The sequence below is a fragment of the Pseudomonas sp. No.117 genome, from assembly GCF_054558395.1.
Window position 1 is genome coordinate 202,425 of sequence record NZ_BAAJNP010000006.1, and the last position, 21,469, is coordinate 223,893.

Below are 21,469 nucleotides of genomic sequence, written 5' to 3' on the forward strand. Positions count from 1 at the left end.
AAACAGGGGACACAGTATGGCGTCAGCGACGAACGCTGTCGAAACCCAGAGCGACGAAAGCGCTCGCGCTGAACGCGTGGAAAAAGCAGGCGGCGGTGCTGCCTGGGCCCTTATCATAGGCCATCCCTGCCCCGCGGAATCGGGCGCAGCCGAATGGCCATCGCCTCCGCAGGAATGCAGTCCGTCGTGAACAGCCACTCCTCCACGCTGCCGGAAGAGCCGGTCGCGCCCTCGTCGCGACGCCTCTCCCGCGTATTGCTGATCCTGTCGCTGGTGGCCATGCTGGCGCTGATGTTCTGGCAGGCCTTCGCCGGCGTGGCCGAGCGCGAAGCCCTGCGGCGTGAACAGCTGGAAGGCCTGACCCGGCAACTGGCGAACACCGTCGAGTTCGGCCTGGCGCTCAAGGCCCAGGCGGTGCGCAGCACCCTGCGCTGGTCCCTCGACCCGACCCTGCCGCTGCCCCCCAACCTGCTGCTCAGCCTGCAGGACTTCTTTCCCGGCCTGCAGCAGGTGCGCTGGCTCCCCGCCAACGCCGCGCTGCGCGCTGCGCACCTGAGCGACATGCCGGATGCCGCCTTTCTGCAGCAGCTGATCGAGCGCAGCGGCCAGGCCGACTTCAGCTATGGCTACAACGCCGCCCAGCCCAAGGCGCCGCTCTATGTCCTGCTGGCGGGTGATCCGGACCTGCAGCACGGCTGGTGGGTGCTGACCAGCGCGCCGCTGCTCGAATCCCTGTGGCGCCCGACCCGGGTGCCGCCAGGGCTCGACTGGCGCCTGGAAGATCGCAGCCACGGCACGCTGTTGTTTCGCAGCGGCGCGAACCGGCCGGTCGCCGCCACCGACGAGGTCCGCCAGCCGCTGGGCTACAGCGACTGGCAGGTGGTCGGCGCCTATCCCGCCGACAGCGCCGTCGGCAGCCTGCTGGGGGCCTCCGTCGGCCGGCTGACGCTGTTCAGCCTGTCCGCCCTGGTGGCTGGCATCCTGCTCTACCTGCTGCTGCGGGAAGAGCAGGGGCTGCGCGCCCTGACCCTGGCCTCGCGCCGCAGCCTGCGCCTGGCGGGCACGGCGCTGAACGGCATCGAAGAAATGGTCTGCATGACCCAGGCCGACGGCCGCCTGGTCTATGTCAACGCCACCGCCGCCCGCCTGCTGGGCATCGCGGCGAGCGACGCCCAGCAGTATTTCCTGGCCAGCCTGCTGCCGCAGCTGGTGGCCCTGACGGCGGCCGAGCGTGACAGCGGTGCCCTGGTCAGCCTGACGGTCGAGCAGCAGCCACGCCGCTTCGCCGTCAGCTGCCATGCCCTGGCCGACAGCCCGAACAGCGTACGCGTCCTGCGCGACCGCTCGCAGGTGCAGGATGGCTTCGTCTGGGTGCTGCGCGACGTCACCGACCAGCAGCGCGACCTGGAGACCATCCAGACCACCCGCCAGCGCTACGAGAACATCTTCAACGGCGTCCATACCGGCATCTGCGTGGTCGACCTGAGCGCGCTGCGGCGTTCCATGGCCGCCCTGGGCCTGGAACGCCCCGAGCAGTTGACGACGCTGTTCGAGCGCCAGCCCGAGACCCTGGATACCCTCGGTTGCCAGGTGCGCATCACCGAGATCAACCAGCGCGCCCTGGAAATGCTCGGCATCGACCACCTCGACCAGGCCTGGGGACGGCTGGTGGGCGAGTCCCGCGTCCAGGCCGGGGGCAAGAGATACCGGCTGCTGGCCGGCCTGCTGTCCGGCCAGCAGGTGCTGGAACTGGAGACCAGCATCCGTACCGCCGAAGGCGAGCGGCACCTCTGGCTGACCATGCACCTGCCGGCCGACCCGCGGCACCTCGACGCCACCCTGCTCAGCCTCAACGACATCACCCAGCGCAAGCTCGGCGAATTGCGCCTGCTCGAGCGCGACGCCTTCTGGTCCAACCTGATCAGCGCGACCCCCGACACCCTCTATACCTACGACGTGGCCCGCGGCGAGCTGACCTACGAGAGCCACTCGCTGGCGCTCAAGCTCGGCTATCCGCCCGCGTCCTTCGCCAGCCTCGGCCGCGAGCGCCTGCACCCCGATGACGCCGAGCTGTACGCCCGCGTGGTGAGCATGCGGCCGAGCCTCTCCGACCAGCCCAGCAGCAGTCTCCTGCGCTGGCAGCACCGCAACGGCGGCTGGCGCTGGTTCGACGTGCGCGAGCAGCGCCTGGCCAGCCATCCCGACGGCACCGCCGCGAGCGTGGTCGGGCTGGCGCTGGACGTCACCGACATGGTCCGCGCCAGCGATCGCCTGCGCGACAGCGAGAATCGCTACCGGCAACTGGCGGAGAGCATCAGCGACGTCATCCTCACCACCGATGCCCAGCTGGTGCTCAACTACATCAGTCCCTCGGTCGAGGAATTGCTGGGCTATCCCGTCGCCGACCTGGAACAGCGCACCCTGGCCGACCTGGTGGTGCATTCGCGCCAGCTGCAGGAGGTCCGCCGGACCCTGCAGCGCCTGTTGCGCAGCCTGGACGACCCGCGCGCCCTGGCGGACCTGCGCCGCGAGCGCTTCGCGCCGCTGGTGCTCGATTGCCTGCATGCCCAGGGCCACACCCTGCAGATCGAGATGCGCCTCAAGCCGCTGTGGGACGACCACGAGCGCTTCGCCGGCCTGCTCGGCATCTGCCGCGACATTTCCGCCCAGCGCCGCACGGAAAAGGACATGCGCATGGCGGCCACGGTGTTCGACCACTCGGCCGGCGCCATCCTGGTCACCGACCCGGCCGGCTACATCGTGCGGGTCAACCGCACCTTCACCCGCATCACCGGCTTCGCTCCCGAAGAGGTCTTCGACCAGCAGCCGATGATGCTCTGCGCCGACAGGCAGGAAGCCAACCAGCTGCAGCACGTGATGCAGCAGCTGCGGACCGGCGACAGCTGGGAAGGCGAACTCTGGCAGCGGCGCCAGGACAACGAGCCCTATCCGTCCTGGGTCGGCATCACCGCCATCCGCGATGACGACGGCGACCTGATGAGCTACGTCTGCTTCTTCGTCGACATCAGCGAGCGCAAGGCCAGCGAAAGGCGCATCCACCGCCTCGCCTACTACGATGCCCTGACCCTGCTGCCCAACCGCACCCTGTTCCAGGACCGCCTGCACAACGCCCTGCAGCAGAGCCGCCACAACGCCAGTTGGGTGGTGCTGATGTTTCTCGACCTGGACCGCTTCAAGCCGATCAACGACAGCCTCGGCCACGCCGCCGGCGACCGCCTGCTCAAGGAGGTGGCCATGCGCCTGACCGCCTGCGTCGGTACCGAGGACAGCGTGGCGCGCATGGGCGGCGACGAGTTCACCCTGCTGCTGTCCGGCCTGGAGACCCGCGAGGTGGCGCTCGCCCAAGCGATCCGCGTCGGCGAGCAGATCCTCACCCAGCTGTCTGAGGCCTTCGTGCTCGAAGGTCGCGAATTCTTCGTTTCCGCCAGCATCGGCATCGCCCTCTCGCCCCAGGACGGCCATGAACTCAGCCAGCTGATGAAGAACGCCGACACGGCCATGTACCACGCCAAGGAAATGGGCAAGAACAACTTCCAGTTCTACCAGGCCGAGATGAACGCCCGCGCCCTGGAACGCCTGGAGCTGGAAGCCGACCTGCGCCATGCCCTGCTGCAGGGTGAATTCCGCCTGCACTACCAGCCGCAGTATCGCTGCGATACCCGCCGGCTCACCGGCGTCGAGGCCCTGCTGCGTTGGGAGCACCCGGTACGCGGCCACGTCTCGCCGGCCGAATTCATCCCGGTGCTGGAAGAGATCGGCCTGGTGGTGCAGGTCGGCGACTGGGTGATCCGCGAGGCCTGCCGCCAGATGCGCGAATGGCACGCGGCCAAGGTGCGCATTCCCAAGGTCTCGGTGAACCTGTCCGCCCGCCAGTTCAGCGATGGCCAGCTCGGCCAGCGCATCGCCCAGATCCTCGCCGAGACCGGCCTGGCGCCGGCCTGCCTGGAGCTGGAACTGACCGAGAGCATCCTGATGCGCGACGTCGGCGAGGCCCTGCAACTGCTCGGCGAACTCAAGGGCCTGGGCCTGTGCATCGCGGTGGATGACTTCGGTACCGGTTACTCGTCGCTCAACTACCTCAAGCAGTTCCCCATCGACATCCTCAAGATCGACCGCAGCTTCGTCGACGGCCTGCCCCACGGCGAGCAGGACGCCCAGATCGCCCGGGCCATCATCGCCATGGCCCACAGCCTCAATCTCTCGGTGATCGCCGAGGGCGTCGAGGAGACGGCGCAGCTGGACTTCCTCTGCGCCCATGGCTGCGACGAGGTCCAGGGCTTCCTCTTCGACCGCCCGCTGCCGCCGGACCAATTGCGCCAGCGCCTCGAGCACCAGGGGCTGTTCCCGGTCCTCACATGAGACCCATGGCGCCGCGACATGACCGGCGCTCATACCTCTGAGTTCCCCCGATGGGGTAGAATATCGCCCCTCACGAGCCCGACCGGGCTCGCTCTTCGCCATGCCTCAGGGGACCCTGCCGCCATGTTCAGCCGTGAAACCACCCTCGCCCGCTTCGACGCCGACCTGTATGCCGCCATGCAGCAGGAAGCCCAGCGTCAGGAAGATCACATCGAGCTGATCGCTTCGGAAAACTACACCAGCCCGGCGGTCATGGAAGCCCAGGGCAGCGTGCTGACCAACAAGTACGCCGAAGGCTATCCCCACAAGCGCTACTATGGCGGTTGCGAGTACGTCGACGTGGTCGAGCAACTGGCCATCGACCGTGCCAAGCAGCTGTTCGGTGCCGACTACGCCAACGTCCAGCCGCACTCCGGCTCCCAGGCCAACTCGGCCGTGTACCTGGCGCTGATCGAAGCCGGTGACACCATCCTCGGCATGAGCCTGGCTCACGGCGGTCACCTGACCCACGGCGCCACCGTGTCCTCCTCCGGCAAGCTGTACAACGCCGTGCAGTACGGCATCGACGAGCAGGGTCTGATCGACTACGCCGAGGTCGAGCGCCTGGCCCAGGAGCACAAGCCCAAGGTCATCGTCGCCGGCTACTCCGCCTACTCCCAGGTGCTGGACTTCGCCCGCTTCCGCGCCATCGCCGATGCCGTGGGTGCCTACCTGTTCGTCGACATGGCCCACTTCGCCGGCCTGGTCGCCGCGGGCGTCTACCCGAACCCGGTGCCCTTCGCCGACGTGGTCACCAGCACCACCCACAAGACCCTGCGCGGCCCGCGCGGCGGCCTGATCCTGGCCAAGGCCAACGAGGCCATCGAGAAGAAGCTCAACTCGGCGGTCTTCCCCGGCGCCCAGGGCGGCCCGCTGATGCACGTCATCGCCGGCAAGGCCGTGTGCTTCAAGGAAGCCCTGCAGCCCGAGTTCAAGACCTACCAGCAGCAGGTGATCAAGAACGCCCAGGCCATGGCCAGCGTCTTCATCGAGCGCGGCTTCGACGTGGTCTCCGGCGGCACCGACAACCACCTGTTCCTGCTCAGCCTGATCAAGCAGGAAATCACCGGCAAGGACGCGGATGCCGCCCTGGGTCGCGCCTTCATCACCGTGAACAAGAACTCGGTGCCGAACGACCCGCGCTCGCCCTTCGTCACCTCCGGCCTGCGCATCGGTACCCCGGCCGTCACCACCCGTGGCTTCAAGGAAGCCGAGTGCCAGGAACTGGCCGGCTGGATCTGCGACATCCTCGGCAACATGGGCGACGAGTCGGTGATCGACGCCGTACGTGCCAAGGTCCAGGCCGTCTGCGCCCGCCTGCCGGTGTACGGTCGCTAAGGCTTCACCTTCTTTCCCCCTCTCCCCCTGGGAGAGGGCCGGGGTGAGGGAAGCCCAAAGAGCCCCGACCCATCGGCCGGGGCTCTTTGCATTTCCAGAAGGGTCGTCAAGGCCGCCAAGCCAGATCCTGCCGCACGCCGGAAGACGCCGAAAAAGAAAAACCCCGGCCAGTGCCGGGGTTTTTCGTTTGCAGCTGAGCCCTAGAGGACCTGCAGATCGCCCAGGCCGTCCAGATAGCGCTCGGCGTCCAGGGCAGCCATGCAGCCGGCACCAGCCGAGGTAATGGCCTGGCGGTAGGTATGGTCGGCCACGTCGCCGGCGGCGAACACGCCCGGTACGTTGGTGGCGGTGGCATTGGCCTCGCGACCGCCCTTGACCACCAGGTAGCCGTCGTGGGTCTCCAGCTGGCCTTCGAACAGCCCGGTGTTGGGCGTATGGCCGATGGCGACGAACAGACCGGCCACCTGCAGCTCTTCGGTGCTGCCGTCGTTGTTCTTGATGCGCACCCCGGTGACGCCCATGTTGTCACCCAGCACCTCGTCGACGCTGGCGTTGAGCTTGAGCGCCATCTTGCCTTCGGCGACCCGGGCGCGCAGCTTGTCCTGCAGGATCTTCTCGGCGCGGAAGGTCTCGCGGCGGTGGATCAGGGTCACCTTGCTGGCGATGTTGGCCAGGTACAGGGCTTCCTCGACCGCGGTGTTGCCGCCGCCGACCACCGCCACCTCACGGTTGCGATAGAAGAAGCCGTCGCAGGTGGCGCAGGCGGAGACGCCCTTGCCCATGAAGGCCTCTTCGCTGGCCAGGCCCAGGTAGCGGGCGCTGGCACCGGTGGCGATGATCAGGGCATCGCAGGTGTAGGTGGCGCTGTCACCCTTGAGGGTGTACGGCTTGCCGCCGAAGTCCACGGCATTGATGTGATCGAAGACGATCTCGGTCTCGAAGCGCTCGGCGTGTTCGCGCATGCGCTCCATCAGCGCCGGACCGGTCAGGTCGTGGGGATCGCCCGGCCAGTTGTCGACCTCGGTGGTGGTGGTCAGCTGGCCGCCCATCTGCATGCCGGTGATCAGCAGCGGCTTGAGGTTGGCACGGGCGGCATAGACCGCCGCCGTGTAACCGGCCGGACCGGAACCGAGGATGATGAGGCGCGAATGGCGCGAGGTGCTGGCTTCTGACATGACATTCTCCCTGCCGGGGTCTCCGGCAGACCTAAGAGTGAAATGGCCCGCGCGCCTGTCTGGCGCGCCGGCCGGGGTTCGTGCGGAGCCGTTCCGCAGCGCCCATCGCTCCTGGCGAGGGCGCGACCGGCGCCGAGCTAGGCGGACACCGGGTCCAGGGATGGAGCTCAGCCTAACGGGCGCAGCCTCTCCACAGAAGCGACCATTCTAAATCCAGACCATAGGGCGCGCCTATGTCGACCGCTGCGGCAATGGAGCCCTGAGGTAAGCTGTGCATTCCCGCCACTCGTCAGGAAAGTCCATGGCTGTCGCTCCGCTGTCCGGCTCCGCCTACTTCGCCGAAGGCCTGCGCCTGGTGACCCGCCCCGGCATGCGCCGCTTCGTGGTCATCCCGCTGACCATCAACCTGCTGCTCTACGCCGCCATCCTCACCTTCGCCGTACGCGAATTCGACGGCTGGCTGAACCAGCTGATGCCGAGCCTGCCGGCCTGGGCCGGTTTCATCGAATGGCTGCTCTGGCCGCTGTTCGTGCTGTTGCTGCTGGCGATTATCTTCTTCACCTTCACCATGATCGCCAACCTGGTGGCGGCGCCCTTCAACGGCTTTCTGGCGGAAAAGGTCGAGGTCATGGTGCGTGGGCAGGACGACTTCCCGCCGTTCAACCTCACCGAACTGGTCACCATGGTGCCCCGTACCCTGCAGCGCGAACTGCGCAAGCTGGGCTACTACCTGCCGCGCGCCCTGGGCCTGCTGGTGCTGACCTTCATCCCCGGCCTCAACCTGGTCGCCGCGCCGCTGTGGATCCTGTTTGGCGTCTGGATGATGGCGGTGCAGTACATCGACTTCCCGGCCGACAACCACAAGCTGGACTTCCGCAGCATGCTGGCCTGGCTGCGTACCCGCCGCCTGCGCTGCCTGGGCTTCGGCGGCGTGACCTACCTGGCCCTGCTGGTACCCGGACTGAACGCTCTCTTCATGCCCGCCGCGGTAGCTGGGGCGACGCTGTTCTGGGTGCGCGAGGAAGGCAACCAGGCGCTGGTGGTGCGCTCCTGAATCCCGCCCGTTGAAATTTCTACCGTAGGTTGGGTTGAGCGCAGCTAAGCCCAACGGCACGCGAGTTCGGCCTGGCTGTTGGGCTTCGGCGATGAAGCCGCCTAAACCCAACCTACGACGCGTCCCGTCAACACCACCCATCCAGCCCGGTAGGGTGGAAAACCGCGTAGCGTTTTCCACGCGGCCATCGTGCCTCCGTGGATGAGGCTGCGCCGTCATCCACCCTACGCCGCACCATCCAGCCAGCTCCTTCTCCCCCTGGGAGGGGGTTAGGGTGAGGGCCAGCGCAACCCGGCATCCCTAGAAACGACGACGCCCGTGCCGGCAAGGCCGGACACGGGCGTCGTGGGAGCCTGTCGCCAGGCTTAGTGGTGGTGACCACCCTCGCCATGGATGTGACCATGGGCGATTTCTTCGTCGCTGGCGGCGCGCACGTTGACCACCTTGACGGCGAAGTTCAGGCGCTGGCCGGCCAGGGGATGGTTGCCGTCGACGGTGACCTGGTCGCCGTCGATGTCACGCACGGTGACGATCTGCATGGCGCCGTCCGGACCGGACGCATGGAACTGCATGCCCACTTCCAGCTCGTCCACGCCTTCGAACATTTCCTTGCCCAGGGTAGCGACCAGCTCGGGGCTGTATTCGCCGTAGGCGTCTTCCGGCTCGATGGCCACCTTCAGCTCGTCGCCGGCCTGCTTGCCGGACAGGGCGCGCTCCAGGCCGGGAATGATGTTGCCCGCCCCTTGCAGGTAGACCAGCGGAGCACCACCAGCGGAGCTGTCGATGACTTCGCCGGCGTCGTTGGTCAGGGTGTAATCGATGGATACCGCCGTGTTCGCCGCGATCTGCATGGCCAGAACCTTCATGCTGGGAAAAATTAGGATTGACGCATCAGTCTACGCGTCCAACCTAGCAATTGCGAATGCGTTCGGTCAGCCCCATGGCGCGCGAAGGTATCTGGACGCCGCCTCTGCAACGGTGATCGACCGCTCGTCACGCAATCGCCATCACCGCTTCACGGCGCTGTCATGCCGGCTACCTAGGGTTTGCTACACACCCGCTGCAGGAGCCCTGCCATGCCGAGTCCCGTGTCCGCACCGCCCGCGCTTCGCGCCGAACGCCTGTCGACCACCGCGGACATCCGCGCCGCCCAGCGCCTCAGGGCGACGGTATTCAGCAGCACCTACGGCGTGCATTTTGCCGACGATCTCGATCACGACGCCTTCGATCCGCACTGCCTGCACCTGGGCGTGCGCGACCTGCGCAGCGGCGAGCTGATCGCCACCACCCGCCTGCTCGATGGCCGCCGCCGCGAACAGCTGGGCAGTCTCTACAGCGAAAGCGAATTCCAGCTGGACGGCCTGGAGCGACTGCAGGGGCCACTGCTGGAGATCGGCCGGACCTGCGTGGCGCCTGGCCACCGCACCGGTGCGGCCATCGCCCTGCTGTGGGCGGAACTGGCCGAGATCCTGGCCTGCGGCGGCTATCGCTACCTGATGGGCTGTGCCAGCGTCCCCATGGCCGACGGCGGCCTGCAGGCCGCCGCCCTGCTGCGCCAGGCCGCACGGGACGAGCGTACCCCGTCGATCCGCGCCACCCCGCGCCGGCCGCTGCCCTTCGTCGCCGTGCCGGACAACCTGGAGGTGCAACTGCCGCCGCTGCTCAAGGCCTATCTGCGCCTGGGCGCCCAGGTCTGTGGTGCGCCCTGCTGGGATCCCGAGTTCGGCGTGGCCGATGTGTTCATCCTGCTGCGGCGCGAGGACCTCTGTCCGCGCTATGCCCGTCACTTCAAGGCCGCGGTGTGAGGCGCCTGCGCCTGTCGCTGCGCCTGCTGCCGGTGCTCGCCGCGCTGCTGCTCGGGACGCTGTTCGCCCTGACCGTGGCGTTGGCGACGGCCCTCACCCGCCGCCCCTGCCTGGCGCTGCGCCAGCGCCTGACCCGCTGCTTCTTCCAGGCCCTGACCCGGGCCTTGCGCCTGCGCCTGGACGTGCGCGGCGAGGTGCCGCGGGACACCCACCTCTGGCTGGCCAACCACGTGTCCTGGCTCGACATCGTCGGCCTCGGCAGCCTGCGGCCCCTGAGCTTCCTGTCCAAGGCGGAGGTCGCGGCCTGGCCCTTCGCCGGCTGGCTGACCCGCGCGGCCGGCACCCTGTTCATCCAGCGGGGCGCCGAGCGCGGCGACGCCCTGGGGGAAGTGCTGACGGCGCGCCTGACCCAGGGTCTGTCGCTGATGCTCTTTCCCGAAGGCACCACCACCGACGGTAGCCAGCTCCGGACCTTTCATGGTCGCTTGCTGAGTCCGGCCATCGCCACCGGCACCCCGCTGCAACCCGTGGCCCTGAGCTACTGGCGCGCGGGTCGCCGTGACGAGGCGGCTCCCTTCATCGGCGACGACGACCTGGTCAGCCATCTGCGCCGGCTGCTGGACAACGGCGGTACCACCCTGAGGATCGAATTCCTGCCGCCCGTGCCGTCCCAGGACCAACCGCGCCAGGTGCTGGCCGGTCAGTGCCAGGCGGCCATCGCCGAGCGGCTGGGAATTCAGCCGGTCAGCCGCGCCGCCGCGCGCTCGGCCGCGGCGAAGGCCTGCAGCTGCGGATAGAAGGCGCGGAAGTCCTCCACCAGGCCGTCGTACGCCATGTCCAGCTCGGCGAAGGCACCGGCCAGCAACTCGGGGCGCGACAGTCGCCGCGCCATGCCCTCCACTACCCGCTCCAGCACGGCGAAGTCGACATAGCTGCCCAGCCAGTCCTGGTGCGCCATCAGCGGCGCGATGCGAGCCAGGCGCGGTGGCAGCTCCGGCTCGGCGAGCAGGGTGCGGTAGCAGTCGGCGACGAAGCCCGCCAGGGGCTGGTCGGCATAGTCGTGCCAGAGCCGCGCCAGGCAATGATCGAAGAACACATCCACCAGCAGCCCGGCGACCCGTCGGCGCGCCGCGGGCAGGCGCGCCTTGGCCCGGGCCACCAGGGGATGGTCGTCGGTGTAGACATCGATACGCCGGTGCAGCCGGATACCGGCCGCGATGCCCGCCGGCCAGGCGTCGGCCGAACCCTTGACGAAATCGCCGTAGAGGCTGCCGAGTCGATCCTCTCGACCAGGGCCGCCGAGGTGCAGATGCGCGAGATAATTCATCCCGCCAGCATACTCCAGCCATGGACCGGAGGTTTTCCTGGACGACCCACGGCTGCTAGGCTCGGACTCCCTCTTTTCGTTCACGCTGGAGTCGTCATGCCCGTTCGCGCCGTGTTCCTCGACTATGCCTCCCTCGACCTGGGTGATCTGGATCCGGCGCCCCTGCGCGCGGCGTTCGACGAGCTGGAGTTGCACGCGGCCACGGCGCCGGCGGAGGTGGCCGCCCGGCTGGCCGGGGCCCAGGTAGCCCTGATCAACAAGGTGACGCTGGACGCCGCGGTCTTCGCCGCCTGCCCGGAGTTGAAGCTGGTGCTGATCAGCGCCACCGGCACCAACAATGTCGACCTGGACGCCGCCCGCGCCCAGGGCGTACGCGTCTGCAACTGCCAGGGCTATGGCACCCCCTCGGTCGCCCAGCACACCCTGGCGCTGCTGCTGGCCCTGGCCACGCGGCTACCGGACTACCAGGCGGACGTCCGCGCCGGCCGCTGGCAGAGCGCTAGCCAGTTCTGCCTCCTCGATCACCCCATCGTCGAACTGGAGGGCAAGACCCTCGGCCTGCTCGGCCTGGGCGAGCTGGGCAGCGCCGTGCAACGTCTGGCCGAGGCCTTCGGCATGCGTACCCTGGTGGGCCAGTTGCCCGGGCGGCCGGCGCGCCCCGGAAGCCTGCCGCTGGCCGAGCTGCTGCCGCAGGTGGACGCCCTGACCCTGCACTGCCCACTCACCGAGCAGACCCGCGGGATGCTCGGTGCCGCCGAGCTGGCGGCGATGAAACCCACGGCCTTCCTGGTCAATACCGCCCGGGGCGGCATCGTCGACGAACAGGCCCTGGCCGACTGCCTGCGCCGCGGGCACCTGGCCGGTGCCGCCACCGATGTCCTCAGCGTGGAGCCGCCGCGCGAGGGCAATCCGCTGCTGGCCGGGGACATCCCGCGGCTGATCGTCACCCCGCATAACGCCTGGGGCAGTCGCGAAGCCCGGCAACGTATCATCGGCCAGCTCGCCGAGAACGGACGCGGCCATTTCGCCGGCACGCCGCAGCGGGTGGTCTGCTAAAGTTCGCGCTTTTTTGCCAGGTAGCCTCCATGGATCCGCGCAGCGAAGTCCTTCTCCGTCATCCCGAACGCTTCGGCGGCGCCCTGCTGCTGGCCGGGCTGCCGGCCGACGACCTGCTCGGCGTCCTGCCCGCGGCCAGCGGCTGGAGCTGGCATGCCGGCGAAGCCGACCCGCTGCTGGCGCGCTATCCGGGGCGTTGCAGCTTCGGTATCGAGCCGCCGCCGGGCGATTTCACCGACGCCGTGCTGTTCCTGCCCAAATCCCGGGAGGCCACCGACTTCCTGCTCACCGCGCTGAGCCATCGGCTGCCCGCCAGCGGCCAGCTCTACCTGGTGGGTGAAAAGAAAGCCGGCATCGAGCGCGCCGCACGGCAGCTGGGTGCCTTCGGCACGGCCAGCAAGCTCGACAGCGCCCGCCACTGCCAGCTGTGGGTGGTGCCGGGACCGCGATCCTCGGCCGATCCGCAGCCGGATGCCTGGCTGCAACGCCAGCAGCTGGCCCGGGCCGGCCTGGCGCTGGACATCCTCAGCCTGCCGGGCGTCTTCAGCCACGGCCGGCTGGATGTGGGCACGGCGTTGCTGCTGGAGCACCTCGACGGCCTGCCCGAAGGCGCGGTACTGGACTTCGGGTGCGGTGCGGGCGTGGTCGGCGCGGCCCTGGCCCGGCGCTATCCCGCCAGCACCCTGCACCTGCTGGACGTGGATGCCTTCGCGGTGGCCAGCAGTCGCCAGACCCTGGCGGCCAATGGCCTGGCCGGTACGGTGATCGCCGGCGACGGCATCGCCGCGGCGCCCACAGGGCTCGCCGCCATCGTCAGCAATCCGCCCTTCCACAGCGGCGTGAAGACCGACTACCGCACCACCGAGACCCTGCTCGCCGAAGCCGTACGCCACCTGCGGCCTGGCGGCGAACTGCGCCTGGTGGCCAACAGCTTCCTGCGCTATCCACCGCTGATCGAGGCGGCCTTCGGCAATTGCCGCACCCTCGCCGAGCGCGACGGCTTCAAGGTCTACAGCGCCCGGCGACGCTAGCGCTGTTGGGCTTCGCTACGTTCAGCGCTAACCTACCTAGCTAGCCCCCTCTCCCCTTGGGAGAGGGTCGTGGAGAGGGAAGCCACCGCCAAAGGACGCTGCCTAGGCTTGCACGGCGCTCATCCCAACCACCGAACCAGTCCCCTCTCCCCTGGGAGAGGGTTAGGGTGAGGGAAGCCATCGCCAAAAGGGCTGCCTAGGACTGCACGGCGCTAAATCCAACCCACCGAACCAGCCCCTCTCCCTCCGGGAGAGGGTTGGGGTGAGAGAAGCCATCGCCAAAAGGCGCTGCCTAGGCCTGCACGGCGCTAACCCGACCCACCGAACCAGCCCCCTCTCCCTCCGGGAGAGGGTTGGGGTGAGGGAAGCCACCGCCAAAGGGGGCTACCTAGGCTTGCAAGGCGCTCGTCCCAACTACCGAACCAGTCCCCTCTCCCTCTGGGAGAGGGTTAGGGTGAGGGAAGCCCCACCCCCAGGCCCCAAAGACCTCAGCCCTTCTTCGCCGCCTCGTACAGCGGCATCACCTTGGGGATCGCCGCCTGCAAGGCCTTGGTGCGATTGGCATCCGAGGGGTGGGTGCTGAGGAATTCCGCCGGCTGCTGGCCCTGGCTGGCCTGGGCCATCTTTTGCCAGAGGGTGATGGCGGCATTGGGGTTGTAGCCGGCACGGGCGGCCAGCTCCAGGCCGATGAGGTCGGCTTCGTTCTCGTTGCCGCGGCTGAACGGCAGGGTCAGGGCCACCTGGGACACCTGGTCGGCCAGCTGCATGCCGCCCTGGCCGACCCCCAGCAGGGCACCGCCGAGGTTCTCGCCCATCTGGATGGCATAGGCCCGCGACATCTGCTCGCGGCTGTGCTCGCGCAAGGCATGGGCGATCTCGTGGCCCATCACCGCCGCCAGTTCGTCGTCGGTCAGCTTGAGCTGATCGATGAGGCCGCTGTAGACGAAGATCTTGCCGCCCGGACCGCAATTGGCATTGAGTTCGTCGCTCTGCACCAGGTTGACCTGCCAGTCCCAGCTCACCGCGTCCGGACGGAAGGCCGCGGTCTGCGGGATCAGCCGCTTGGCGATGGCGGCCACGCGCTTGCCGTCGGCGCTGTCGTTGGCCAGCTTGCCCGCCGTCTTGGCCTCGCTGACTGTCTTGGCATAGGACTGGGCGTACATCTGGTTGACCTGCTGCTCGGACAGCATGCTGAACATGTACTGCTTGCGCTGCACCCCGACCGCGCCACCCGAGGTGGTATTGACGGTCTGGCAGGCGACCAGTAGCAGGCTCAAGGACAGGCCCGCGAGGGGAAGGATACGGCGCATAGGAATCTCCAGGTATCGAGGCGGATACAGAATAGAGAGGGTCATCAGGGCCGGCAATGTCCGGTAACGCCCGGCAACGTTCTCCTGCCAGGCGACCGGAGGCCTCAATGGATAGGCGTCAGCGCCGATAGCTCCCGGTATCGAACACCCCGGAGTCCCCCATGAATTCCCGCTCCATCCGCACCTCCATCACCCTGCTGGCCGGCGCCTGCATCCTGGCGGTGGTCGCTGCCCTGATCGCCTACACCCTCTTCGCCGGTCAGCGCACCCGTGCCCTGGTGGACAGCCATACCGAGGCCCTGGCCGCCACTGCCGCCGAGGCCCGGCTCACGGCCGAGGCCGAGGCCGTGGGCAACCAGCTGCAACGCCAACTGGACGTTCCCCTGCAACTGGCCAATCAACTGGCACAACTCAACGTGGCCATGGGCAGTCCGGGCGACCAGCAGGTCGAGCTGGATCGTCAGAGTCTGGTCCGCCTGCTGGGCCAGAGCCTGAAGCGTCAGTCCGGCCTCCTCAGCCTCTATACCGTCTGGGAACCCAATGCCATCGACGGCCAGGACGAGCGCCATCGGGGTGAGGCCGCCACTGGCTACGACGAACAGGGCCGCTTCACCCCCTGGTGGCACAAGACCCTCGACGGCGACGTGACGGTGGAACCGATCGGCCCGACCGTGGAAAGCCAGACCCGGCTGCCGTCGGGCGTTCGCGAAGGCGAGTACTATCTCTGTCCGCGGGAAAATCACACCGCCTGTGTGCTCGATCCCATGCCCGACACGGTCAATGAGCAGCAGGTGCTGATCGCCTCCTTCAATGTACCCATCCTGGTCGGTGGCGCCTTCAAGGGTGTGGTCGGTGCCGACGTGCCGCTGGACTTCATCCAGCGCCAGCTGGTCAAGGCCAACGGCCGCCTGTATGGCGGCGTGGGCCGCATGGCCCTGGTAGCCGGCCGCGGCACCCTGGTCGCCTACACCGCCGACGCCAGCCAACTGGGCCAGCCAGCCGAACCGGTATTGGGCGCGACCCTGGCCGGACTCAAGGACCTGGGCGAAGGCGTCACCCGCCGCTTCGACGCCCAGAGCGAGCGCTACCAAGTCTATTTGCCGTTGCGTTTCGCCGGTGACAATCGCCAGGTCTGGACGCTGATCATCGAGCTGCCCCGCGAGGCCGTGCTGGCAGACCTCTACAGCCTCAAGGACACCCTGGGCAGCCAACGCCACCAGGACGTGATCGGCATGCTGCTGGTAGGCCTGGCGGTGGCTGGCGCCGGTCTGCTGGTGCTCTGGCTGATCAGCCTGCGCATCGCCCGGCCGCTGCGGCAGATGGTGACCATGCTCGACGCCATCGGCCAGGGCGACGGTGACCTCACCCAGCGCCTCGCCACCGGGCGCCGCGACGAGGTTGGCGCCATGGCCGGCGGCTTCAACCGTTTCCTGGCCTCGCTGCAAGGCCTCATCGGCCAGCTGATCCGCTCGGTGGGCGAAGTGGCCTCGGCGGCCGAGCACACTTCCCATATCGCCCAGCGCACCCGCGACGGCGTGCAGCGCCAGCTGCAGGAGATCGACCAGCTGGCTACCGCCATGCAGGAGATGACCGCCACCGCCCAGGACGTGGCCGGCAATGCCGGTCGCGCGGCGCGAGCCGCCACCGAGGCGGACGGCGCGGTCAACGAAGGCCAGCGGCTGGTGCAGCAGAACGTCGCCAGCAGCGCTGCTCTCGCCCAGGAAATCGAGCGCGCGGTGGAGCGGGTCCGCCGAGTCGCCGAGGACAGCGAGAACATCGGCTCCATCCTCACCACCATCAACGGCATCGCCGAGCAGACCAATCTGCTGGCGCTCAACGCCGCCATCGAGGCAGCACGGGCCGGCGAGCAGGGCCGCGGCTTCGCCGTGGTGGCTGACGAGGTGCGCAACCTGGCGCAAAAGACCCAGGTGGCCACCGGCGAGATCCAGAGCATGATCCAGCGCCTGCAGCAGGGCACTCGCGAGGCGGTGACGGTGATGCAGGCCAGCGGCGCCCAGACCAGCACCCAGGTCGCCCAGACCGAGGCCACTCGCCGCGCCCTGGACACCATCCTGGCGGCGGTGAGCGAGATCACCAGCATGAATCTGCAGATCGCCAGCGCCGCGGAAGAACAGAGCGCAGTGGCCGAGGACATCAATCGCAACGTGGTCAACATCGGCCAGAGCGCCCAGGCGGTCCACGGCGAAGCCGATAGCGCCTCCCGCGCCGGCCAGCAGCTGCGCGAACTGGCCGAACAGCAACGCCAACTGGCGGGACGGTTCAGGGTCTAGCCCCCTCCCCTCGTGTGCCAAGCCGCCTCCTCTCTGTCTGGGAAAGGGCCACGTCTACAACGGCGTCAAACACTCCGGCCCGTCCACCTCGGGCCGGTTGACGATGTCGGCCAGCACCCGCTCGCGCAGTGGCATGCCGCCGGCCGTCAATACCTCCTGCAGGGCTTCGGGGGTGCTGTCTGGATCCTGCCAGAGGGCGCGACCCGCTGCGTCGAGCAGGATCGGCCGCCGCAGCGGGCCGGCGGCCTGGGTGACCATGGCCACCGACAGCCAGACCTGGTCCCCGGCCGGATAGGCCTCCCAGAGCGCGGCGAACCAGGCCAGGGGTTCGCCATTGAGCATCCAGTAGGGGCGCTTGCGGTGGTTGCCACGCCATTCGTAGAAGCCGTTGGCCGGCAGCAGGCAGCGCCGCAGGCGAAAGGGCTCGCGAAACATCGGCTGGGTGGCCAGGCTTTCGGCGCGGGCGTGGGTGGGGGTGCGGGAAAGATCGGTGAGCCAGGGCGGGGTCAGCCCCCAGCGACCGCTGTCGACCCGCTCGCCCTCGGCGGTCCGTCGCTGCAGCAATACCTGCTGATGAGGGGAAATGTTCCAGCGCGGTGGATGCTTGTCGGGAAACCCCGCCAGGGCGGCGAATTCGGCGGGCCAGCGGAACAGGGCGTAGCGTCCGGACATGAAAACCTTTCTAGCAGACCAAGATGCCCTGCTCGGGAGAGGGATCCTCTCCGGGTAGGGGCGTGGCGGCATTGTACGCGGCGATCAACGCCTGCGCGCGCGAGGCCTCCTCATCCTCGACCAGCAGGCCGAGCAGGCCCACCGCCGGCAGGTCGCCGATGCCGCCGAGGAGATGACGGCCGGCGAGAAAGCCGCTGATGCCCTCACTGGCGAGCACCGCCAGCAGCAGCTCGGCCTCGTGCAACGAACCCGGCTCATAGATGCGCCGCATCAGTCGTCCTCCCGGCGAACCTCGAGGTTCCAGTCCTCGCCATCGGTGTGCAGGCCGAAACGGATCGGCCGGCAGCAGACGGCGCAGTCCTCGTAGTAGTCCTGGTCACCGCCGCTGAGGTCGAGCACCACCTCGCCCGGTTCGCCGCAATAGGGGCAATCGTATTCCTGGCTTTCCAGCATCTGCCTGCACTCCTTGACCGCCATCCCGCCGCCCATCCAGCCCCTGGCGCTTGCATCTGGCGCCACGCCCACTACTATGGCCGCCGGAATTTCTACAAGAGAACACCATGGGCGAGTTCGAAGCCATTCGACCCTATAACGACGCGGAAGTCCCCGGGGTTCTGGCGCGCCTGATCGACGACGAGCACTTCATCGCCATCCTGGCCGGCTACCGTTTTCCGCGCCTGTCCAAGGGGCTCGGTTGGGTGGTGCGCCCGCTGTTGCGTACCCGCCTGCGCCAGGAGCTGGGCGACATCCAGAGCGTCGCGGCGCTGCAGGACAAGCTCGAACCCTATGTGGATCGCGCCATCGAGAAGGCCTCGGACGGCGTGACCTATTCGGGCATCGAGCAGCTGCGCAGCGGGCGCGCCTACCTGTTCCTGGCCAACCACCGCGACATCGTGATGGACCCGGCCTTCGTCAACTATGCCGTCTACCACGCCGGTCTGCCAACGCCGCGCATCGCCATTGGCGACAACCTGCTGCAGAAGCCCTTCGTCAGCGACCTGATGCGGCTGAACAAGAGCTTCATCGTGCACCGCTCCATCAGCGGCCGGCGCGAAAAGCTGGCGGCGTACCAGCAACTGTCCGCCTACATCAATCACTCGATCCGCCAGGATGGCCAGTCGATCTGGATCGCCCAGGCCGAAGGCCGGGCCAAGGACGGCGATGACCGCACCGATTCGGCGATCCTCAAGATGTTCCACATGAGCTGCAAGGACGAGCCCTTCGCCGAACTGGTCAAGGCGTTGAACATCGTGCCGGTGTCCATCAGCTACGAATTCGATCCCTGCGACCAGGCCAAGGCCCGCGAACTGCACATCCGCGCCACCACCGGCGGCTATACCAAGGCGCCGGGCGAGGACGACGTCAGCATCGCCCTGGGCATCACCGGCTACAAGGGCCGGGTGCACGTGGCCTTCGGCGAGCCGGTCAGCGGGGAGTTCGAGGACGCCAAGGCGCTGGCCCAGGAGATGGATCGGCAGATCCTCGGTCACTACCGACTGTTCCCGGCCAGCTACCTGGCCTATGCCGCCTGGGAAGGCCGCGACCCGGAACTGGCGGTGCCCGCCGCGACTGACCTGTTTCCCGCCGAGGAAATCGAGGTGGCCCGCGGCGAATGGGAAAGACGCCTGGCCGAGTGCCCGGCGGAATACCGCCCCCAGCTGGTGCGCCAGTACGCCCAGCCGGTGCTGAACAAGTACCGTGTCCAGGCTGGCCTCGAATAGCCTGAGCTAAGGCATGAAAAAGCCCGGCACCTGCCGGGCTTTTTTGTCGCTGCCAGGGCCTCAGTGGCCGCTGAGCACCTGCACCACGGTCGGATCCTTGAACACCCGGGTCAGGGCGTCGCTCAGCACATCGCTGACCAGCTTGGTATTGGCCTCGGCGTTGGGCGCCATGCCGAATCTCTGGTTGAGGCTGGCACCATAGCGGCCCTTGTAGCCACGCTGGCTGTTGCGCACGTCCACCTGGAAGGTCGCAGCGACGTCGGAGGCGGTGACGTACAGCTCCTTGGGCGACTGGTAGTTCAGCTCGGCCAGGGTCAGGGTCAGCTGGGGCGCGCCGGGGCCGGCATTCGGCGACGGGGTGAAGCCCATCTGGCGGATCGCCTTCTCGGCTTCGGCCTGCAGCTTGGGAATCACGTCCTGACTCTGCACCACCACCACGCTGGTATCGGGATAGAGACCGCCGCGGGTGCCCAGGGTGAAGGAGGAGCGGCCGTCGACCACCCGGACCGAGACCGGCTGGCCCTGGCCGACCGGGGCGATGGGCGCGGTGATCTGGGGTTGCGGACTCAATTGCTGGGGACTGCTGGCACAGCCGGCCAGGGTCAGACCAGTGGCGGCGAGCAGGCCGAGCAACAGGCGATAGCGCATGCAGAGACTCCGAAGAAAGGGACAGGGGGCAGTATACCCAGCCCCCCACTGGCGTCGATAGACAGGGACTCCGCACAAGAAGACGCCGGCGCGGGGCCGGCGTCTCCTGGTCCAGGTCTCAGGGCTTGGCCGCCAAGGGCGGCCGCGTCTGGCTGTGCTCCAGCCAGCCACCACCGAGGGCCTTGTAGAGGGTGACCTGGGTGTTGAGCTGGTTGAGCCGGTCGGTGATCAGCTGCTGCTGGGCGCTGTACAGCGAGCGCTGGGCGTCGAGCACCGTCAGGTAGTTGTCGATGCCCTGGCGGTAGCGCAGGTTGGCCAGGTCGTAGTACTCCTGGCTGGCCTGCACCAGGTCCTGCTGGGCCTGCAACTGGTCGTCGTAGGTGCCCTTCGCCGCCAGGGCATCGGCCACTTCGCGGAAGGCGGTCTGGATCGACTTCTCGTAGGTGGCGACGTTGATGTCCTTCTGGATCTTGGCCGCATCCAGGCTGGCCTTGAGGCTGCCGGCGGTGAAGATCGGGATGTTGATGCTCGGCGAGAAGGTCCAGTAGCCCGAACCGCCCTTGAACAGACCATCAAGGTCGCGACTGGCGGTACCGCCCTGGGCGGTCAGGCTGATGCGCGGGAAGAAGGCCGCCCGCGCCGCGCCGATGTTGGCGTTAGCCGCACGCAGCTGCAGTTCGGACTGGAGGATGTCCGGACGCTTCTGCAGGAGATCCGACGGCAGGTTGGCCGGCAGCTCGGCGAGCAGGTCCTTGCCGTCCAGCCCCTTGCCCTGGGGCAGGCCCGCCGGCAGCGAGGTACCCAGCAGCAGGGCCAGGGCATTGCGATCCTGGGCCACCTGGCGGGTGTACTGGGCCAGGTTGGCCCGCGCCCCTTCCAGGGCGGTGCGCGACTGGCGAAGATCCAGGCCGCTGGCGACCCCATTCTCCACCGTCTGCCGGGTCAGGTCATAGGAGCGCTGGTAGGCCTCCAGGGTCTCCCGGGTCAGCTGCAACATGCGCTGGTCGGTGAGCCAGGCGTAGTAGGCGTTGGCCACTTCCGAAACCAGCGAGATCTGGGTGCTGCGGCGCCCTTCGCTGGTGGCGAAGTAGTTGAGCAGCGCCTGCTCGCTGAGGCTGCGCAGGCGGCCGAAGAGATCCAGCTCATAGGAGGTGAAGCCCAGGGTGACGCTGTACTGGCTGCTGATGCTGCCACCCCCGCCACCGCCCGCGCCATTGCCGCTGTTGCCGGCCAGCAGTTCGCGGATGGCGGAGACCTGGCTCAGGTCCTCCGGCTGGCGGGTCCGGGTACCGGTACCCGTCACGCCGATGTCGGGGAACAGCTCGGCGCGCTGCACCCGGTATTGCGCCTGGTACAGGCGCACGTTCAGGGCGGCCTGGCGCAGGTCGCGGTTGTTGTCCAGCGACAGCTGGATCAGTCGTTGCAGCGCCGGGTCGCGATAGAACTCGCGCCAGCCGATGTCGGCCGCCTGCTGGTCGCGATTGACCGTGAGGGCATCGTAGGCCTGGCCGTGGGGCCAGGCATTCTCGACCGGGGCATTGGGCCGCTGGTAGTCGGGGATCAGGCTGCAGCCGGACAGCGCCAGCATGCCCACGACCACCGCCAAGACAGACTTCTTCATA

Annotated in this window: 18 protein-coding genes and 1 pseudogene; 10 read left to right on the top strand and 9 right to left on the bottom strand. The window is 68.1% G+C overall.

The features are described from left to right. Nucleotides 1-186 precede the first annotated feature (186 nt). Both ACYJP6_RS16040 and glyA read left to right on the top strand, forming a co-directional pair. Nucleotides 187-4,380: a sensor domain-containing protein gene (locus ACYJP6_RS16040; RefSeq protein WP_459476021.1), complete on the top strand. Its 4,194-nt coding sequence runs from the start codon at nt 187-189 to the stop codon at nt 4,378-4,380. 123 nt (nt 4,381-4,503) lie between these two features. Continuing rightward, entirely contained in the window at nt 4,504-5,757 is a 1,254-nt protein-coding gene (glyA, locus tag ACYJP6_RS16045) for a serine hydroxymethyltransferase (RefSeq protein ID WP_459476022.1), read from the top strand. 200 nt (nt 5,758-5,957) lie between these two features. Here glyA and trxB read toward each other — a convergent pair whose 3' ends face one another. Further along, nucleotides 5,958-6,932, bottom strand: coding sequence for a thioredoxin-disulfide reductase (gene trxB / locus ACYJP6_RS16050; RefSeq protein WP_058760179.1), 975 nt, complete (start codon nt 6,930-6,932; stop codon nt 5,958-5,960). Between the two features lie 301 nt (nt 6,933-7,233). Here trxB and cysZ point away from each other — a divergent pair, with 301 nt between their 5' ends. Beyond that, the gene (gene cysZ / locus ACYJP6_RS16055) at nt 7,234-7,986 is read left to right on the top strand and encodes a sulfate transporter CysZ (RefSeq protein WP_459476023.1); all 753 of its coding nucleotides are present in this window, start codon (nt 7,234-7,236) and stop codon (nt 7,984-7,986) included. Between the two features lie 365 nt (nt 7,987-8,351). On the opposite strand, the gene ACYJP6_RS16060 is transcribed toward cysZ, so the two are convergent. Then, on the bottom strand, nt 8,352-8,837 hold the full coding sequence (locus tag ACYJP6_RS16060) for an FKBP-type peptidyl-prolyl cis-trans isomerase (RefSeq protein ID WP_427655155.1): 486 nt from the start codon (nt 8,835-8,837) through the stop codon (nt 8,352-8,354). A gap of 225 nt (nt 8,838-9,062) precedes the next feature. Here ACYJP6_RS16060 and ACYJP6_RS16065 point away from each other — a divergent pair, with 225 nt between their 5' ends. After that, nucleotides 9,063-9,791 carry a GNAT family N-acetyltransferase gene (locus ACYJP6_RS16065; protein WP_459476024.1) on the top strand — a complete coding sequence of 243 codons (729 nt, stop codon included), beginning with the start codon at nt 9,063-9,065 and terminating at the stop codon, nt 9,789-9,791. Beyond that, the gene (locus ACYJP6_RS16070; RefSeq protein WP_459476025.1) at nt 9,788-10,588 is read left to right on the top strand and encodes a lysophospholipid acyltransferase family protein; all 801 of its coding nucleotides are present in this window, start codon (nt 9,788-9,790) and stop codon (nt 10,586-10,588) included. The genes ACYJP6_RS16065 and ACYJP6_RS16070 overlap by 4 nt, the downstream gene beginning before the upstream one ends. On the opposite strand, the gene ACYJP6_RS16075 is transcribed toward ACYJP6_RS16070, so the two are convergent. Beyond that, nucleotides 10,528-11,118: an acyl carrier protein phosphodiesterase gene (locus tag ACYJP6_RS16075; protein ID WP_459476026.1), complete on the bottom strand. Its 591-nt coding sequence runs from the start codon at nt 11,116-11,118 to the stop codon at nt 10,528-10,530. The genes ACYJP6_RS16070 and ACYJP6_RS16075 overlap by 61 nt on opposite strands. A 96-nt stretch (nt 11,119-11,214) precedes the next feature. On the opposite strand from ACYJP6_RS16075, the gene ACYJP6_RS16080 reads away from it, so the two are divergent. Together ACYJP6_RS16080 and ACYJP6_RS16085 are read left to right on the top strand one after the other, a co-directional pair. Beyond that, entirely contained in the window at nt 11,215-12,174 is a 960-nt protein-coding gene (locus tag ACYJP6_RS16080) for a 2-hydroxyacid dehydrogenase (RefSeq protein WP_459476027.1), read from the top strand. A 29-nt stretch (nt 12,175-12,203) separates the two neighbouring features. Further along, nucleotides 12,204-13,205 (top strand): methyltransferase, encoded by a 1,002-nt coding sequence (locus tag ACYJP6_RS16085; RefSeq protein ID WP_459476028.1) that lies wholly within the window; start codon nt 12,204-12,206, stop codon nt 13,203-13,205. Nucleotides 13,206-13,693: 488 nt separating this feature from the next. On the opposite strand, the gene ACYJP6_RS16090 is transcribed toward ACYJP6_RS16085, so the two are convergent. Further along, nucleotides 13,694-14,515, bottom strand: coding sequence for a M48 family metallopeptidase (locus ACYJP6_RS16090; protein ID WP_459476029.1), 822 nt, complete (start codon nt 14,513-14,515; stop codon nt 13,694-13,696). 1,232 nt (nt 14,516-15,747) lie between these two features. On the opposite strand from ACYJP6_RS16090, the pseudogene ACYJP6_RS16095 reads away from it, so the two are divergent. Together ACYJP6_RS16095 and ACYJP6_RS16100 are read left to right on the top strand one after the other, a co-directional pair. After that, nucleotides 15,748-15,948, top strand: a pseudogene (locus ACYJP6_RS16095) (HAMP domain-containing protein); the annotation flags it as partial. Then, nucleotides 15,922-16,806, top strand: coding sequence for a methyl-accepting chemotaxis protein (locus ACYJP6_RS16100; protein ID WP_459476220.1), 885 nt, complete (start codon nt 15,922-15,924; stop codon nt 16,804-16,806). The pseudogene ACYJP6_RS16095 and the gene ACYJP6_RS16100, both read left to right, overlap by 27 nt. A 54-nt stretch (nt 16,807-16,860) precedes the next feature. Here ACYJP6_RS16100 and ACYJP6_RS16105 read toward each other — a convergent pair whose 3' ends face one another. The 3 genes from ACYJP6_RS16105 to ACYJP6_RS16115 are packed head-to-tail and all read right to left on the bottom strand — an operon-like array spanning nt 16,861 to nt 17,931. Next, on the bottom strand, nt 16,861-17,478 hold the full coding sequence (locus ACYJP6_RS16105; protein ID WP_459476030.1) for an SOS response-associated peptidase: 618 nt from the start codon (nt 17,476-17,478) through the stop codon (nt 16,861-16,863). A gap of 10 nt (nt 17,479-17,488) precedes the next feature. Beyond that, nucleotides 17,489-17,749: a putative signal transducing protein gene (locus tag ACYJP6_RS16110; protein ID WP_459476031.1), complete on the bottom strand. Its 261-nt coding sequence runs from the start codon at nt 17,747-17,749 to the stop codon at nt 17,489-17,491. Next, nucleotides 17,749-17,931 carry a CPXCG motif-containing cysteine-rich protein gene (locus ACYJP6_RS16115; protein ID WP_140221401.1) on the bottom strand — a complete coding sequence of 61 codons (183 nt, stop codon included), beginning with the start codon at nt 17,929-17,931 and terminating at the stop codon, nt 17,749-17,751. The genes ACYJP6_RS16110 and ACYJP6_RS16115 overlap by 1 nt, the downstream gene beginning before the upstream one ends. 107 nt (nt 17,932-18,038) lie before the next feature. On the opposite strand from ACYJP6_RS16115, the gene ACYJP6_RS16120 reads away from it, so the two are divergent. Then, nucleotides 18,039-19,199, top strand: a complete 1,161-nt coding sequence (locus tag ACYJP6_RS16120; RefSeq protein WP_459476033.1) for a 1-acyl-sn-glycerol-3-phosphate acyltransferase — start codon at nt 18,039-18,041, stop codon at nt 19,197-19,199. A 60-nt stretch (nt 19,200-19,259) separates the two neighbouring features. On the opposite strand, the gene ACYJP6_RS16125 is transcribed toward ACYJP6_RS16120, so the two are convergent. Together ACYJP6_RS16125 and ACYJP6_RS16130 are read right to left on the bottom strand one after the other, a co-directional pair. Beyond that, nucleotides 19,260-19,847, bottom strand: a complete 588-nt coding sequence (locus tag ACYJP6_RS16125) for a YajG family lipoprotein (RefSeq protein ID WP_459476034.1) — start codon at nt 19,845-19,847, stop codon at nt 19,260-19,262. 118 nt (nt 19,848-19,965) lie between these two features. Next, complete coding sequence (locus tag ACYJP6_RS16130) at nt 19,966-21,468, bottom strand: efflux transporter outer membrane subunit (protein WP_459476035.1); 1,503 nt, start codon at nt 21,466-21,468, stop codon at nt 19,966-19,968. Nucleotide 21,469 lies beyond the last annotated feature (1 nt).

Coding starts and splice junctions, on each gene's coding strand:
- ACYJP6_RS16120 (WP_459476033.1), top strand. CDS start 18,039: ATGGGCGAGTTCGAAGCCATTCGACCCTATAACGACGCGGAAGTCCCC.
- ACYJP6_RS16110 (WP_459476031.1), bottom strand. CDS start 17,749: ATGCGGCGCATCTATGAGCCGGGTTCGTTGCACGAGGCCGAGCTGCTG.
- trxB (WP_058760179.1), bottom strand. CDS start 6,932: ATGTCAGAAGCCAGCACCTCGCGCCATTCGCGCCTCATCATCCTCGGT.
- ACYJP6_RS16060 (WP_427655155.1), bottom strand. CDS start 8,837: ATGCAGATCGCGGCGAACACGGCGGTATCCATCGATTACACCCTGACC.
- ACYJP6_RS16065 (WP_459476024.1), top strand. CDS start 9,063: ATGCCGAGTCCCGTGTCCGCACCGCCCGCGCTTCGCGCCGAACGCCTG.
- ACYJP6_RS16125 (WP_459476034.1), bottom strand. CDS start 19,847: ATGCGCTATCGCCTGTTGCTCGGCCTGCTCGCCGCCACTGGTCTGACC.
- ACYJP6_RS16115 (WP_140221401.1), bottom strand. CDS start 17,931: ATGCTGGAAAGCCAGGAATACGATTGCCCCTATTGCGGCGAACCGGGC.
- ACYJP6_RS16075 (WP_459476026.1), bottom strand. CDS start 11,118: ATGAATTATCTCGCGCATCTGCACCTCGGCGGCCCTGGTCGAGAGGAT.
- ACYJP6_RS16105 (WP_459476030.1), bottom strand. CDS start 17,478: ATGTCCGGACGCTACGCCCTGTTCCGCTGGCCCGCCGAATTCGCCGCC.
- ACYJP6_RS16130 (WP_459476035.1), bottom strand. CDS start 21,468: ATGAAGAAGTCTGTCTTGGCGGTGGTCGTGGGCATGCTGGCGCTGTCC.
- ACYJP6_RS16085 (WP_459476028.1), top strand. CDS start 12,204: ATGGATCCGCGCAGCGAAGTCCTTCTCCGTCATCCCGAACGCTTCGGC.
- ACYJP6_RS16080 (WP_459476027.1), top strand. CDS start 11,215: ATGCCCGTTCGCGCCGTGTTCCTCGACTATGCCTCCCTCGACCTGGGT.
- glyA (WP_459476022.1), top strand. CDS start 4,504: ATGTTCAGCCGTGAAACCACCCTCGCCCGCTTCGACGCCGACCTGTAT.
- cysZ (WP_459476023.1), top strand. CDS start 7,234: ATGGCTGTCGCTCCGCTGTCCGGCTCCGCCTACTTCGCCGAAGGCCTG.
- ACYJP6_RS16090 (WP_459476029.1), bottom strand. CDS start 14,515: ATGCGCCGTATCCTTCCCCTCGCGGGCCTGTCCTTGAGCCTGCTACTG.
- ACYJP6_RS16100 (WP_459476220.1), top strand. CDS start 15,922: ATGGCCGGCGGCTTCAACCGTTTCCTGGCCTCGCTGCAAGGCCTCATC.